10 protein-coding genes are annotated in these 15,286 nt (G+C 65.9%); 6 read left to right on the top strand and 4 right to left on the bottom strand.

Annotated features, from left to right (window positions below):
• Positions 1-81 precede the first annotated feature (81 nt).
• The 3 genes from ACTJJK_RS16080 to ACTJJK_RS16070 all read right to left on the bottom strand — a co-directional run bounded on the left by ACTJJK_RS16080 (position 82) and on the right by ACTJJK_RS16070 (position 4,118).
• Positions 82-1,284 carry an OprO/OprP family phosphate-selective porin gene (locus ACTJJK_RS16080; RefSeq protein WP_440730696.1) on the bottom strand — a complete coding sequence of 401 codons (1,203 nt, stop codon included), beginning with the start codon at positions 1,282-1,284 and terminating at the stop codon, positions 82-84.
• Positions 1,285-1,406: 122 nt separating this feature from the next.
• Entirely contained in the window at positions 1,407-2,729 is a 1,323-nt protein-coding gene (locus tag ACTJJK_RS16075; protein WP_051885240.1) for a dicarboxylate/amino acid:cation symporter, read from the bottom strand.
• Positions 2,730-2,789: 60 nt separating this feature from the next.
• On the bottom strand, positions 2,790-4,118 hold the full coding sequence (locus ACTJJK_RS16070; RefSeq protein ID WP_223620346.1) for an MFS transporter: 1,329 nt from the start codon (positions 4,116-4,118) through the stop codon (positions 2,790-2,792).
• A gap of 405 nt (positions 4,119-4,523) precedes the next feature.
• Between ACTJJK_RS16070 and ACTJJK_RS16065 the strand changes: the two genes are divergently transcribed.
• From ACTJJK_RS16065 to ACTJJK_RS16040, 6 genes are all read left to right on the top strand, one after another.
• Positions 4,524-6,875, top strand: coding sequence for a TonB-dependent receptor (locus ACTJJK_RS16065; protein ID WP_440730695.1), 2,352 nt, complete (start codon positions 4,524-4,526; stop codon positions 6,873-6,875).
• 987 nt (positions 6,876-7,862) lie between these two features.
• Complete coding sequence (gene prpE / locus ACTJJK_RS16060) at positions 7,863-9,773, top strand: propionate--CoA ligase (RefSeq protein ID WP_440730694.1); 1,911 nt, start codon at positions 7,863-7,865, stop codon at positions 9,771-9,773.
• A gap of 145 nt (positions 9,774-9,918) precedes the next feature.
• A complete protein-coding gene (locus tag ACTJJK_RS16055) occupies positions 9,919-10,971 on the top strand; it encodes a suppressor of fused domain protein (RefSeq protein WP_051885224.1) in 1,053 nt (350 codons plus the stop codon).
• Between the two features lie 132 nt (positions 10,972-11,103).
• On the top strand, positions 11,104-11,991 hold the full coding sequence (gene prpB / locus ACTJJK_RS16050) for a methylisocitrate lyase (RefSeq protein ID WP_031373152.1): 888 nt from the start codon (positions 11,104-11,106) through the stop codon (positions 11,989-11,991).
• 329 nt (positions 11,992-12,320) lie between these two features.
• On the top strand, positions 12,321-13,472 hold the full coding sequence (gene prpC / locus ACTJJK_RS16045) for a bifunctional 2-methylcitrate synthase/citrate synthase (protein WP_031373151.1): 1,152 nt from the start codon (positions 12,321-12,323) through the stop codon (positions 13,470-13,472).
• 292 nt (positions 13,473-13,764) lie between these two features.
• Positions 13,765-14,280: a hypothetical protein gene (locus ACTJJK_RS16040; RefSeq protein ID WP_051885223.1), complete on the top strand. Its 516-nt coding sequence runs from the start codon at positions 13,765-13,767 to the stop codon at positions 14,278-14,280.
• 394 nt (positions 14,281-14,674) lie between these two features.
• On the opposite strand, the gene ACTJJK_RS16035 is transcribed toward ACTJJK_RS16040, so the two are convergent.
• The gene (locus tag ACTJJK_RS16035) at positions 14,675-15,286 is read right to left on the bottom strand and encodes a glutathione S-transferase N-terminal domain-containing protein (protein WP_408950720.1); all 612 of its coding nucleotides are present in this window, start codon (positions 15,284-15,286) and stop codon (positions 14,675-14,677) included.

Genomic DNA, 15,286 nt, shown 5'->3' with positions numbered 1-15,286 from the left:
CGGCGCGCTCTTAAGGGGTAGGAGCGGCGCGAGCCGCGACCGCGTCAAAGCAACTACTGCGCGACGATCGTCAGACGAGACTCAAAAATGCACCTGCGCCCGCAGCTCCAGCACATCGGGGTCGGCCGACAACACACCCTTGTCGGCCGACATGCGCACGTAATTGGCCTGGAACTTGAAGTGCGTGGTCAGGTACCAGTTCACGCCGAGGGTCAGGTCGCGCTGGCGGCCGCCGGCGATGCCGCCGTCGTCGAGGTCGAGTTCGCCGTAACGCGCGAGCAGTTCCACCGCGCCATAGCCGTGCGCCGGTTTGATGTTGGCGACGTTGTTGTTGCTGTAGGGGCGGGATTCGCCGGTCAGCACCCAACTGCCGGTCACGTAATAACCGTGGGCGGTGAAATCGCGCGCGCCGTTTTCGCGTTCGGCGCTGGCGCGCAGGTACTCGGCCTGCACCGACCAGGGGCCGTCGATCCACAGCGCTTCCAGGCCGTTGCGCACGATGCGGTCGGTGTTGCGCAGGCTGCCCGAGTCGACCAGGCGCACCGGCGTCAGTCCATTCTCCGGTCGCGCACGGAACCGCGCCGACGGGCCGAAGTAGGCGCCGCGTCCGTCGCGGAAGCCGTGCGGGTTCTCGACCGAGCCGGTCAGGCCCAGATGCACGACGCGGTTCTTGTCCTTGACCGGCGTCCACACCGCGCGCGCCGCGGCGGTGGTGCCGGGGTTGTCGCCCTGCAGGTCGTGACCGAAGAAGTAGGCCGTGCTCACGGCATAGCGCGGCCGTTCCAGCGACCACTCCACGCCGGTGCGGCGGCCCTGGAACATCGCCTGCGAGGCCGCCGACAGTTCCATCATGCTGCCCGTGCGCGAGGCCGCGACGCTTTCCATGCTGACCGGGGTCTTGAAATAGCCGACCCGTAGCTTGCCGTAGTCGGCGCCGAACAGCGCCTTGGTTTCCAGGCGCAGGGCGACGTCGAGCCAGAGCTTGGACTCGAAATCCATGACCGCGGTGAAATCGTAGACATCTTTTTTCTTCAGGCCGATGCCGAATTCGCGGCGACGGTAGTGGCCGTCGTCGCCGAGCGCGGTCGCCGCGGTGCCGTAGCCGCGGTCGCCGGAAAAGTCGACCACGTCGTAGGCGAAATTGCCGGTGGTCGACAACTCGGTGCCGTTGCCGAAGCTGTACTTGGTAGGCCAATCGTCGAAGCCGGCGGCCTGGGCGATGCACGAGGCGGACGACAACAACACGGCGGACAAGGCGAGGGCGAGACGATCGGGACGCGGCATCGGGCGGGCTCCAGGGTCGTGCAGCAGCCGTCCTGGCAGCAGCGTGCCGTGCCGGACGCGATGCGTCCGGCTGCGGCGATGGCTAAGGGAGGGGGTGTCGCTAAGCGGGCGTTACGGAGGGCTCAGGCGATCTTGTCGGCCAGCGGCGCGTGCGTGTCCGAGGGCAGGGCGGCGTCGAGTTCGACCGCGCTCGGCGGGTTGAGCAGCTCATGGTTGAGTTTGTCGCGATCGAGCTCGTTCTCCCAGCGCGCCACCACGATGGTGGCGACGCCGTTGCCGATGAAGTTGGTCAAAGCGCGCGCCTCGCTCATGAAGCGGTCGATGCCGAGGATCAGCGCCAGACCCGCGACCGGCACCGCCGGCACCACGGTCAGGGTCGCGGCGAGGGTGATGAAGCCGGCGCCGGTGACGCCGGAGGCGCCCTTCGAGGTCAGCATCGCCACCGCGAGCAGGGTCAGTTCCTGGGTCAGGGTCAGGTCGACGTTCAGCGCCTGGGCGATGAAGATCGTCGCCATCGTCAGGTAGATGTTGGTGCCGTCGAGGTTGAAGGAATATCCGCTCGGCACCACCAGGCCGACCACCGGCTTGGAACAACCCAGGCGTTCGAGCTTGCGCATCAGCGGTACCAGTGCCGACTCCGACGACGAGGTGCCGAGCACCAGCAGCAGTTCGTCGCGGATGTAGCGGATGAAGCGCAGGATGCTGAAGCCGGTGAAGTAGGCGATGGTGCCGAGCACGACCAGGATGAACACCGCGCAGGTCAGGTAGAAGCTGCCCATCAGGCGCGCCAGCGGGCCCAGCGAGTCGACGCCGTACTTGCCGATGGTGAAGGCCATCGCCGCGCCGGCGCCGATCGGGGCCAGCTTCATGATCATGCTCATCATGCCGAAGAACACCTTCGACACCGACTCGAACAGATCGACGATTTTCTCGCCGGTCTTGCCGATGTGCAGCAGGGCGAAGCCGAACAGCACCGCGAGCAGCAGCACCTGCAACAGGTCGCCGTTGCCGGTAAAGGCATCGGTGAAGGTCTTGGGAATGATGTGCAGGAGGAACTCGACCGTGCTCTGGTCCTTGGCCGCGGCGGCGTATTTCTCGACCGCGCTCGCATCCAGGGTGGCCGGATCGGCGTTGAAGCCGGCGCCGGGCTTGAGCGTGTTGACCACGATCAGGCCGATCACCAAAGCGATCGTCGAGACGACCTCGAAATAGAGGATGGCCTTCACGCCGACGCGGCCGACCTTCTTGACGTCGGAGACGCCGGCGATGCCGAGCACCACGGTCAGGAAGATGATCGGCGCGATCAGCATCTTGATCAGCGAGATGAAGCCATCGCCGAGTGGTTTGAGCTTGACCGCGAAGTCCGGGAAGAAGTGGCCGACCACGCCGCCCAGGAGAATGGCGCCGAGCACCCAGAGGTAGAAACGCGAGCCGGACTTTTTCATGGCGGGTACTCAGGCGAGGAACGAGTGGAGAGGAACGAGCAGTGAGTGGAGCGTTGGCGCTCAGTCGCGGTCGATGTGCGAATGCTTGCGGGTGTCGGGCATCAGGGTGTAGACCAGCAGCGAGCAGGCGATGCAGGCGCTGACGTACCAGAAGAAGCCGGTCTCCATGCCGATCTTCTTGAACCACAGTGCCACCGGTTCGGCGGTGCCGCCGAACAGGGCGACGGTGAGCGCGTAGGGCAGGCCGACGCCGAGCGCGCGGATCTCGACCGGGAACAGTTCGGCCTTCACCACCGCGTTGATCGCGGTGTAGCCGCTGACCGCGCTGAGCAGGATCATGATCAGCCAGAACGCCTGCATCGGCGTCTGCGCGTCCTGGATCAGGTGCATCACCGGCACCGTCAACACCGTGCCGAGCACGCCGAAGGCGATCAGCAGCGGGCGTCGGCCGATGCGGTCCGACAGTGCGCCGACCAGCGGCTGCATCAGCATGTAGACGAACAGGGTCGCGGCGTTGATCAACGACGCGGTCTCCTTGTCGAAGCCGGTGCTGATGGTGAGGAACTTCAGCATGTAGTTGGTGTAGGTGTAGAACGCCAGGGTGCCGCCCATGGTCAGGCCGATCACCGTCAATACCGCGCGCGGGTGCTGCATCAGGGTGCGCAGCGAACCTTCCTTGCGCTGCGGCGTGTCGCTGGCCTTGAGCTTGGTGAAGGATTCGGTCTCCTGCATGTTGCGGCGCAGGTACAGGGCGATCACCGCGGCCAGGGCGCCGATCGCGAACGGTATGCGCCAGCCCCAGGACTTCAGCTGCTCGTCGTCGAGCACGAATTGCTGCAACACGATCAGCACCATCAGGGCGAGCAACTGGCCCATGATCAGGGTGACGTAGAGGAAGCTCGACCAGAAGCCGCGGTTCTCGCGCGAGGACATCTCGCTGAGGTAGGTCGCCGAGCTGCCGTATTCGCCGCCGACGCTGAGGCCCTGCAGCAGGCGCGCGAACACCAACAGGATCGGCGCGAAGATGCCGAGGGTCTCGTAGCCCGGGGTGAAGGTGATGATCAGCGAGCCGGTGCACATCATCAGCACCGACAGCATCAGCGCCGCCTTGCGGCCGCGGCGGTCGGCGTAACGGCCGAACACCCAACCGCCGAGCGGGCGCATCAGGAAGCCCACGGCGAAGATCGCCGCGGCATTGAGCGCTTGCGAGATAGGGTCGCCCTTGGGGAAGAACACGTGGGCGAAGTACAGCGAGAACGCGCTGTAGACGTACCAGTCGTAGTACTCGACCAGGTTGCCGATCGACCCGGAGAAGATCGACTTCAGGCGCTGGCTGGGGCTCATGGCCGGTGCGCTGGCAAGGAAGGTGTCGGCGGTGGTGGCGCTCACGGCGGCTCCTGGTTGGGTAGGGACGGCGCCGGATCGTTCGATGCGGAGGCATCGCGGAACGGCCATGGCACGACGGCGGCACGTCCCTGCGCCCGCTGCCGATGGTGGGCGCGCGGCCGGCCGCGACCAATAGCACCTTAGGGTTAGGGCCGGCCGAGGCCGCGCCGAAGGCCGGAAATGCAGGCGCTCCGCCGCATTCGGCGTGTGCGGATCGACGGCGGCGAGGGGCTTCGGCGCCGTGACGGCGGTCGATGAATCCGCGGACCGCGCCATCGGCAATCGGCGTCGCGGCGCGGCCGCACTCGCGCCTCGCAGCGGCGTCGCGGGCGCAGCCTCGCCATCTGCGCGTCATCTGCGACCGCCATCCTTGCCGGCTGTGATCGATGCCCCTTTGGAGATGTGCGAATGAAACGAGCCCACGCAACGCCGACCCTGGCGCTGGCGATCTGGTCGGCGCTGGCGATGCTTCCGGCACAGGCCGCCGAGCTCGAGACCGGTGCCCTCGACTCTGCGGCCGATGCCGCCGCCGGCAGCGACGCGACCACGCTCGATGCGGTGTCGGTGATCGGCATGGGCGAGACCCGCCAGGTCCAGCGCATCAAGCGCGCCGACCTGGAGCTGCCGGCCCCGGGCACCAGCGCACAGAAGATCCTCAACAAGCTGCCCGGCATCTCGGTGCAGTCCAACGACGTCTACGGCGCCAACGAGGAATCCCAGACCATCAGCCTGCGCGGCTTCAACCAGCGCCTGTTGGGCTACACGCTCGACGGCATCCCGCTCGGCGACAACAGCTACGGTAACTACAACGGCCTGGGCATCAGCCGCGCCCTGATCGGCGAAAACCTCGCCGGCGCCGAACTCGCCGCCGGCGTGGGTTCGCTCGGCACCGCCTCGACCAGCAACCTCGGCGGCACCCTGCAGTATTTCTCGTCCGACCCGGAGGCCGAATTCGGCCTGCGCCTGGCCCAGACCTTCGGCAGCGACAAGACCCGCCGCACCTATGCGCGCCTGGACACCGGCGATCACGGCGGCTTCTCGATGTATCTGTCCGGCTCGATCCTCAGCGCCGACATGTGGTCGGCGCCGGGCGACAACCAAGACCAGAACCAGGTCAACCTCAAGGCCGTCTACAACTTCGGCGACGGCCACCGCATCAGCGCTTACCTCGCCAGCGCCGAGACCAGCCAGGCCAACTTCGCCTATCTGTCCAAGGGCCTGCTCGCGCGTGGCGCCGGTTGGGACTGGAACCTGTACAAGCCCGATTGGCAACGCGCCCTCGCCGCGGCCTATTGCGCGCCGCGCCCGTGGCCGGCGCGCCAGCATCTGGCCGGCGACAAGCGCTGCGCCTTCAGCGGCCCGGCCAACAGCATCGACGACGCCTACTACGCCAGCCGTGCCTTGCGCACCGACCACCTTGCCGCGATCGCCGGCGAGTTCAACCTCGGCGAAGGCGTGCAGCTGAAGTCGCAGGCCTACTACCACGACAACCGCGGCCAGGGGCACTGGTGGTCGCCGGGCAATTACTCCTACCCGAACACCTCCAAGGCGATCCCGATCTCGATCCGCAGCACCAACTACGGCATCAACCGCTACGGCGCGATGGCCTCGTTGAACTGGGAGATCGGCAACCACCGCATCGAAGGCGGCTTCTGGTACGAGAGCAACCACCACGACGTGCAGCGCAACTTCTATTTCATCGAAGGCCCGGTCAACGACGACCGCTACTTGCGCGACCCGGATCGCCGCCTGTTCTTCCAGAAATACCGCATCAATACGCGCCAAGCCTATCTGCAGGACACCATCAGCCTGCTCGACGGGCGCATGACCCTCGACATCGGCGCCAAGAGCACCCAGGTCGACATGCGCGCCCGCCAGGTGGCGCCGTCGACCATGGAAGTGCCGAACGCCACCGGCCGCCTCAAGACCGACAAGAGCTTCCTGCCGCAGTTCGGCATCGGCTACAAGCTCGGCGAAGGCCAGGAGCTGTTTGCGGCCTATACGCGCAACGTCGCGGCCTTCGTCGGCGGCGGCGCCGGCGGCCCGCTGGCGATCAACCAGGCCGCGTTCGATGCGCAGAAGGACAGCCTCGACCCCGAGGAGTCGCGCACCATCGAAGCCGGCTACCGCCGCGTCGGCGAGACCTACCAGGCCTCGTTGAGCCTGTACGCGGTGCGTTTCGACAACCGCCTGCTGTCGCTGAACCCCTGCTCGAGCATCGAAGCCGGCACCCGGCCGGAGTGCATCACCAAGTTCTTCAACGTCGGCTCGGTCGACAGCGTCGGCAGCGAGCTGGTCTTCATCTGGAAGCCGAGCGAACAGTTCCAGTGGTACAACGCCTTGTCGTGGAACAAGTCGACCTACCAGGATAACTACATCGACAGCGGCCGCGAGATCCAGACCCGCGACAAACGCGTGGTCGACGTGCCCGACAAAATGCTGTCGAGCGAACTCAGCTACCGCAGCGGCCCCTGGCTGCTGAGCCTGAGCGGCAAGTACACCGGCAAGCGCTACTACACCTACACCAACGACAACGGCTTCGGCGGCTCGACCACCTTCGACGCCTCGGCCCGCTACACCTTCGGCGCGATGGGCCCGTTCCGGCAGTGGTCGGTCGCGCTCAATGGCAGCAACCTCACCGACAAACGCACCGCGAGCAATCTGACCGCGTTCAGCGCGTCCGATCCGCAGGGCAAGACTTTCGCCTTCCATGCCAACGCACCGCGGCAGGTGTTTCTGACCATCGACGCCCGATTCTGATCGGCTTGGCTTTGTTTTTGCTTTTGCTCGGCTTGGGCTCTAGCTCTAGTTGTGTAGCTTTGGCTGTGCGTAGCCTAGGACTAGCGAAGGCCGTCGAAGACCCGGAGGGCGGCGCGCAGGGATGCGCGCCGTTTTTTATCGGGACAGGGATGTCCCGTATGAAAAATCCCTGCGGATGCACCGCTCGTGCGGGCTTGTGATTCAAAGAAAAGCAACTTCTTTGGTTACCTTTGACCGAAGGGAATCCAGTCGGACTTTTGTTGCTTATGACAAAAGAAAGTAACTCGCCCGCTTGCGGGCGAAAGCTTTGCACTTGCTCGAAGAAGGGAGCATCGCGAATCCTTCTCCTGTAGGAGCGGCGTGAGCCGCGACCGTAACCTCTCAATATCGCGCCGATGCCAGCCGCAGCCTGTCAGGGTAGGAGCGGCGCGAGCCGCGACCGCGCTGCGACGGTCTTGCGGCGTTTCGCTCCCGCGAGATCAAGATCAAAATCCAGATCAAACGCCTAAAGCTTCCGCCACTAAAGCGGCGGGTAACTTTCTTTTGTCAAAAGCGACAAAAGAAAGTAACCAAAGAAAAACGCTTTCTCTTTGAATCACAGGCCCGCACGAGCGATGCCGACGCAGGGATTTTTCATACGGGACATCCATGTCCCGATGAAAAACGGCCTGCATCCATGCAGGCCGCCCTCCGGGTCTTCCATTGCCTTCGCAAGTCTTAGGCTGCGCACAGCCAAAGCCAAAGCCAAAGCCAAAGCCAAAGCCAAAGCCACAGCCAAAGCCACAGCCACAGCCACAGCCAAAGCCACAGCAATGGCTGACCGCAGCAAGGGCAGGGCAGCGACTCCTGGAGCAAGCCTCCGACTAGGCCGCCAGGTCCCCATTCACACCCCACCCACACCCCTCTAGACCATGGTCGTAACGCCGCCCGCCCGTCGCTTGGTCTAGCCTGCGAGCGGTAGCCCCCAAGGTCGCACGAGGCAGCCGCATGCGTGACGAGGTCGAGTCCTATCAAGCGTTCCATCGCCGCTCGATCGAGCAGCCCGAGGCGTTCTGGGCCGAGCAGGCGCAGGCGATCCATTGGCACAAGCCGCCGCAACAGGTCCTCGACTATTCGCGGCCGCCGTTCCGGCGCTGGTTCGCCGGCGGCGAAACCAATCTTTGCTACAACGCGGTCGACCGCCACCTGCAGGCGCGCGGCGAGCAGGCCGCGCTGATCGCGATCTCCAGTGAAACCGGATTGACGCGCGAGGTCAGCTACGCCGAATTGCATCGCGAAGTGAATACCTTCGCGGCGATCCTGAAGTCGCTCGATGTGGGGCGCGGCGACCGCGTGGTGATCTACATGCCGAACATGGCCGAGGCGGTGTTCGCCATGCTCGCTTGCGCGCGCATCGGCGCGGTGCATTCGGTGGTGTTCGGCGGCTTCGCCGCGCACAACCTGGCCCTGCGCATCGACGATGCCACGCCCAAGCTGTTGATCTGTGCCGACGCCGGCATGCGCGGCGGTAAGGTTATTCCTTACAAACCGCTGGTCGACGCCGCCTGCGCCGAAGCGCAGTCGCCGCCGCCGCGGGTGCTGGTCGTCAGCCGCGGCCTCGATCCGGCGCTGACGCTGGTTGCCGGGCGCGATGTCGACTATGCCGCCCTGCGCGCCCTCCACGACGGCGCCCAGGTCGAGGTCGAATGGCTCGAATCCAACGAGCCCAGCTATCTGCTCTACACCTCCGGCACCACCGGCAAGCCCAAGGGCGTGCAGCGCGACGTCGGCGGCTACGCGGTCGCGTTGGCCTTGTCGATGTGGTCGATCTACGACATCCGCGCCGGGCAGGTGATGTTCTCCACCTCCGACGTCGGTTGGGCGGTCGGCCATTCCTACAACGTCTACGGTCCGCTGATCGCCGGCGCGACTTCGGTGCTGTACGAAGGCCTGCCGACGAATCCGGACCCGGGCATCTGGTGGCGCATCTGCGAGCAGTACGGCGTGCGCACCATGTTCTCTTCGCCGACCGGCATCCGCGTGCTGAAGAAGCAGGACGCGTCGTGGCTGAAGAAACACGACCTGTCGAAACTGCAATGGCTGTTCCTCGCCGGCGAACCGCTCGACGAGCCGACCGCGCATTGGATCACCGACGGCATCGGCAAGACCATCATCGACAACTACTGGCAGACCGAAACCGGGTGGCCGGTGCTGTCCTTGATGCCCGGCCTGGACCTGCAACCGGTCAAGTTCGGTTCGCCCGGGCTGCCGACGCCGGGCTATCACCTGCGGGTGATCGACGAGGCCACCGGCGCCGACGTAGGCCCGCGCGAGAAGGGCGTGCTGGTGATCGTGCCGCCGCTGCCGCCGGGTTGCATGACCACGGTCTGGAACGACGACGCGCGCTTCCTGTCGAGTTACTTCAGCCACTTCAAGGAGCTGTTGTACAGCTCGCTGGACTGGGCGATCCACGACGAGGACGGCTACACCTTCATCCTCGGCCGCACAGACGACGTGATCAACGTCGCCGGCCATCGCCTCGGCACGCGCGAGATCGAGGAGTCCGTCGCCAGCCATGCCAGCGTCGCCGAGGCCGCGGTGATCGGCGTGCACGACGAGCTCAAGGGGCAGGTGCCGGTGGTGTTCGCGACCCTCAAGCAGTCCGCCGACCAGGACCCGGCCGGGGCGGCGGCCGGCATGCAGCGCTGCGTGGTGGAGCAGCTCGGTGCGGTCGCGCGGCCGGCGCGGGTGTACGTGGTCAATGCCTTGCCCAAGACGCGTTCGGGCAAGTTGCTGCGGCGCTCGATCCAGGCCTTGGCCGAAAGCCGCGACCCCGGCGACCTGTCGACCCTCGACGACCCGGCCGCGCTCGACGAGGTCCGCCGCGCCCTGGCGCGCGGGGCCGACGCCGGCGGTTGAGGGCCGGCTGTCGAGGGCAGACTGTTGAGAGCCGGGGAGGATGGCGATAGGCTTGTTGACAGAACTTTTTCCGCAGTCGCGTTAGCATCGGCCCCAGTGTGCGGGTACGTCCGCTCTCATCGCCAAAAGCGAGGCAGAACGCGTAATGGATGCACTACAGGACAGCGCGCCAGGTTGGGATGCGATCGACCGGGCCTTGACCCGGTTGTATCTGCGTCAGGAGCCCAAGCACTACGGTCCCTCGGTCGACGACGGCAGCGAACCCTTGGCGGGCATCCGCGCCTACAAACGCATCACCCCGGTGCCGCACTGGCACTTCATCACCTACGGTTTCAGCGAGCTGTATCGCAAGGCCTCCGACGATCCGCAGGTCAGCGGTTTCGGTTTCGAGCTGACCTTCCGCCTGGCCAACCCGGGCGACGCCGAAACCCCGCCGGCCTGGGTGCCGGATTTCCTGCAGAACCTCGCCCGCTACGTCTTCGAGAGCGGCAACGCGTTCCACGCCGGGCACTACCTCAACGCCAACGGCCCGATCGCCGCCGACACCACCACCCGCATCCAGGCGGTGGCGTTCGCGCCCGATCCCGAGTTGCCGGCGATCGAGACGGAGAACGGCCGGGTCGAGTTCCTGCAGGCCGTCGGCATCACCAACGAAGAAGAGTTCGCGCTCAAGCGTTGGTCGACCCTGCGGGTGCTGGAGGTCTTTCTCGATTACCTGCCGCTGTGGGTGACCGAGCTCGATCGCGAATCCCTGCTCGACGACGTGCAGATCGCCGAGCGCCTGCATGAAGGCTCCCTCCACGAAGGCTCCAGTTCGGCGATGGTCTATACCGAGCAACTGGAGTGGCGCCAGCAAAAGCGCCTGCTGCGCCGGCCGATCACCGAAATCTCCCTGGACTCGCGCCAGGTCGGCGAGTTGCTCGCCTTGTTGCCGCTGCGCCTGCCGTTCGGAAAGCCCTTCAGCCTGATCGGTCCCACCGCGCGGATCGTGTTCGAACCGGCGCCGCGCAACAGCGCGCAAGTCGCCGACGAGGCCCTGCATCTGCGCCTGAACGAGGCGACTTTGCGCAATCTGGTGGCCTGCCTGCGCACTCAGGAAGGGCGCTACCAGGTCGAAGGGCTCGACTCGGTCGAAGTGGTGGTGCGCAAGAGCGAAGGCCACGGCCACCACGACCGGCCGGAGCCGAAGCTCGGCTGAAGCCCCTGAGCGCCGGTCTGGGACCGCTGTCGCGGGCCGCGGCCCGGGCGACTGTACGGGGCCGTCATCGGCGGGTCGGCGAGGCGGGTTAAAATGCCGGATCGCCCCGCCCGGGCCATCCGGAGTTCCAAGATGACGCTACTGTCCGCTGGCGCGAAGTTCCGCGCCGCGCTCGCCGAAGAATCGCCGTTGCAGGTCATCGGTGCGATCAACGCCAATCATGCGCTGCTGGCCAAGCGCGCCGGTTATCGCGCGATCTACCTGTCCGGCGGCGGCGTCGCCGCGGGTTCGCTGGGCCTGCCGGACTTGGGCATCAACACGCTCGAAGACGTGCTGATCGACGTGCGCCGCATCACCGATGTCTGTGACTTGCCCTTGCTGGTCGACATCGACACCGGCTTCGGCCCGAGCGCGTTCAACATCGAGCGCACGGTCAAGTCGCTGATCAAGGCCGGCGCGGCCGGCTGCCATATCGAGGACCAGGTCGGCGCCAAGCGCTGCGGCCATCGCCCGGGCAAGGAAATCGTGTCGGCCGACGAAATGGTCGACCGGGTCAAGGCCGCGGCCGACGCCAAGACCGATCCCGAGTTCTTCCTGATCGCGCGCACCGACGCGATCGCGGTCGACGGCGTCGATGCCGCGATCGAACGCGCGATCGCCTGCGTCGAGGCCGGCGCCGACGGCATCTTCGCCGAGGCCGCCTACGATCTGCCGACTTACCGCCGCTTCGTCGATGCGGTGAAGGTGCCGGTGCTGGCCAACATCACCGAGTTCGGCCAGACGCCGCTGTTCACCCGCGACGAACTGGCCTCGGCCGGCGTCGCCATCCAGCTGTATCCGCTGTCGGCGTTCCGGGCCATGAACAAGGCCGCCGAGAATGTCTACCAGGCGATCCGCCGCGACGGCCACCAGAAGAACGTGGTCGACACGATGCAGACCCGCGAAGAGCTGTACGACCGCATCGGCTACCACGCCTTCGAAGGCAAGCTCGACGCGCTGTTCGCAAAGAAGAACGGTTGAGGCTTTCCACAGAGAACAAGCGCCTGATTTTCCTTCTCCCGCAAGCGGGGGGAGTGCCTGATTTTCCTTCTCCCGTAAGCGGGAGGAGTGCCTGATTTTCCTTCTCCCGTAAGCGGGGGGAGTACTTGATTTTCCTTCTCCCGCAAGCGGGAGGAGTGCTTGATTTTCCTTCTCCCGCAAGCGGGAGAAGGGGGGCCGACAGGCCGGATGAGGGCCAGCGAAACTTCCAGCCACGATGTAGCCGGACGTCGCGCGCCCTCACCCTTGCCCTCTCCGGTAAACGGGAGAGGGGATAGGGACGAGTAGACAATCTATCTAGAGGAAGGACCATGAGCGATACGCAACAGACCCTGCCCAAGCCCAAGAAATCCGTCGCCCTCAGCGGCACCGCCGCGGGCAATACCGAGCTGTGCACCGTCGGCCGCAGCGGCAACGACCTGCACTATCGCGGCTACGACATCCACGACCTGGCGACCAAGTCGACCTTCGAGGAAGTCTCGCACCTGCTGGTGCACGGCGCGCTGCCGACGGCCTCGCAGCTCAAGGCCTACAAGCTCAAGCTCAAGCGCCTGCGCGGGCTGCCGGCGATCGTCACCGACGCGCTGGAACTGGTGCCGGCCAATGCGCACCCGATGGACGTGCTGCGCACCGGTTGTTCGGTGCTCGGCACCGTACTGCCCGAGCGCGAAGGCCACGTCGCCTCCGAGGCGCGCGATATCGCCGACCGCCTGATCGCCAGCTTCGGCTCGATGCTGCTGTACTGGTGGCACTTCACCCGCAACGGCCGCCGCATCGACTGCGAGACCGACGACGACAGCGTCGCCGCGCACTTCCTGCACCTGCTGCACGGCGAGCCGCCGAGCGCGCTGCATGCCGATGCGCTGGACAAGTCGCTGATCCTGTACGCCGAGCACGAGTTCAACGCCTCGACCTTCACCGCGCGCGTCATCGCCGGCACCGGTTCGGACCTGCATTCGTGCATCACCGGTGCGATCGGCGCGCTGCGCGGGCCGAAGCATGGCGGCGCCAACGAAGTCGCGATGGACATCATCTCGCGCTACGGCGACGCCGATGCGGCCGAGGCCGACATCCGCGCCCGCGTCGAGCGCAAGGAAATCGTGATCGGCTTCGGCCATCCGGTCTATACGGTCGGCGATCCGCGCAATCCGATCATCAAGGAGCTCTCGCGCAGCCTGTGCAAGGACGGCGGCAACCAGACCCTGTTCGACGTCAGCGAGCGCATCGAGAACCTGATGTGGGACCTGAAGAAGATGTTCCCGAACCTGGATTGGTACTCGGCCTCGGCCTATCACATGATGGGCATCCCGACGCCGATGTTCACCCCGTTGTTCGTGATCGCGCGCACCACCGGTTGGAGCGCGCATGTGATCGAGCAGCGCGAGGACGGCAAGATCATCCGTCCCAGCGCGAACTACACCGGCCCGGAAGACCGCGCCTACGTGCCGATCGAGCAGCGCTGAGCGCGCGCCGCCGGCTTCGCGCCGGCGGCATAAACGCAGGACGGCCACGCAAAAGGCCAGGCTTCGTGCCTGGCCTTTTGCGTTTGCGCTCGCGGCGCCCAGCGTAGCGATTGCCGCATACGACTAACGTCGAATACGACACAGAAACGTCATGGTGCGACATGGCATAGTCCCGGACCAGCCGGGAGGACAACGGCGCGGCCGCGCGCCCAAGCGCACGGCTTGGGGAGCAGACGCCGCGCCTCCGGCCTCGGACATCCGTCGTGCGACGGGATTCAACACGGGGAACACCATGCGCGACAGCGATATGCCGGTTAAGACCAACGACGGTCGAGACGAAATCCAGAACCGCTCGCGCAAATTGCCGCCGGTCTTGCGTTCGATCCTGCTGATCGTCGACGGCGATCGCAGCGTGCGCCACCTGCGCGATCTGATCGGCAGCCTGCACGGCCCGACCGATGCGTTGGAGCAATTGGAAACGATGGGCTTGATCGCTTCGTCGGCGGCCGTGGCCGCGACGATGACCGCGCATGCGCCGACGCCCGGCATCGCCTTCGCCGCCGTCGTGCCGCCGCCGGTGTCGGCCGCCGATGCCGCGCAGCGTTACCAGACCTTGTACAACCTGATGACCGAGACCGTACGCGAGCACCTGGGGCTGCGCGGTTATTTCCTGCAGCTCAAGATCGAGCGCTGCGGCAACAGCGAAGAGCTCGCCGAATTGCTGCCCGACCTCAGCGCCGCCTTGGCCAAGGTGCGCAAGGACAACATCGCCGCCGAGATCGAAGACCGCTTCGCGGCCGGGGCTTGACCAGCCTGGGTCGGATGCAAAGGGTAGGAGCGACGCGAGTCGCGACCGTGATCCGTCACCGACGTCGCAGCTTACTTTGCCGACAACCCGCCTGTGCGCTGAGGTAGATCATGCGGCTGCGCAGGCGCGTGCATGCCGCCGCTTCGCCGATCGCGGCTCGTGACCGAAGGAAATCCAGCAGGACGCCGCTCCCGCCCCAGCGGCGATGCGGCTTTTGTAGGAGCGGTGTAAGCCGCGACTGGGATCTCGCAATACCCATCGGCGTGCGTCGGCACCGCTTCGTTCGTCGCGGCTTGCGCCGCTCCTACAAAAGTCGCTACGGCCGCTGCCGTTGCGTTCGCACGAGAGCGACGCATCCATCGATGCGCCGCTCTGCAATGCATGCATCGAGCCCTTAGAGCAGTCCTTCGGCCTTCAAGGCGGCCTGCACGCCGGCGTCGGCTTCCATGCGGCGCTTGAACGCGGCCAAGTGCTCGTAGCCGGACAGGTCGACCTTGACCGAGTCGGCCCAGCGCAGGGTGATGTAGAGATAGGGATCGGCGTAGCTGCGGAAGCCGGCGATCCATTCGCGATCGGCCAGGCGCTGGTCGGCGCTCGCATACAGGCCGCGCAGACGCTCGCGTGCGTGCTGGCGCATCGTATCGGCCTGGGCCGGATCGGGATGGAACTTGCCCGGCGCGAAGATCGGCAGGAACGCCGGGTGCACGTCGGAGTTGACGAAGGCCAGCCAACGCGCGGCTTCGGCGTGCTGCTGCGCGCTGCCGTCGCCGGTCAACTGCGCCTGCGGAAAGGTGTCGGCGATGTAGCCCATGATCGCAGCGTTCTGGGTCAACACGAAATCGCCGTCGACCACCGCGGGCACGGCACCGGCCGGATTGATGGCGAGGAAGGCGGGCGCCTTGATCGAGTCCTTGTCCATCACTTCGACTTCGAACGCACCGCCGGTCCATTGCAGGGCGATATGGTCGGCCGTCGAACACGCACCGGGCTTGCTGTAGAGCTTCAT

Origin of the sequence: Lysobacter sp. 22409 (assembly GCF_052045105.1) — a bacterium.
Taxonomy (GTDB): domain Bacteria; phylum Pseudomonadota; class Gammaproteobacteria; order Xanthomonadales; family Xanthomonadaceae; genus Lysobacter; species Lysobacter antibioticus_B.
The sequence above is the reverse complement of the archived record's forward strand: the minus strand, read 5'-3'. Positions and strand labels throughout refer to the sequence as shown.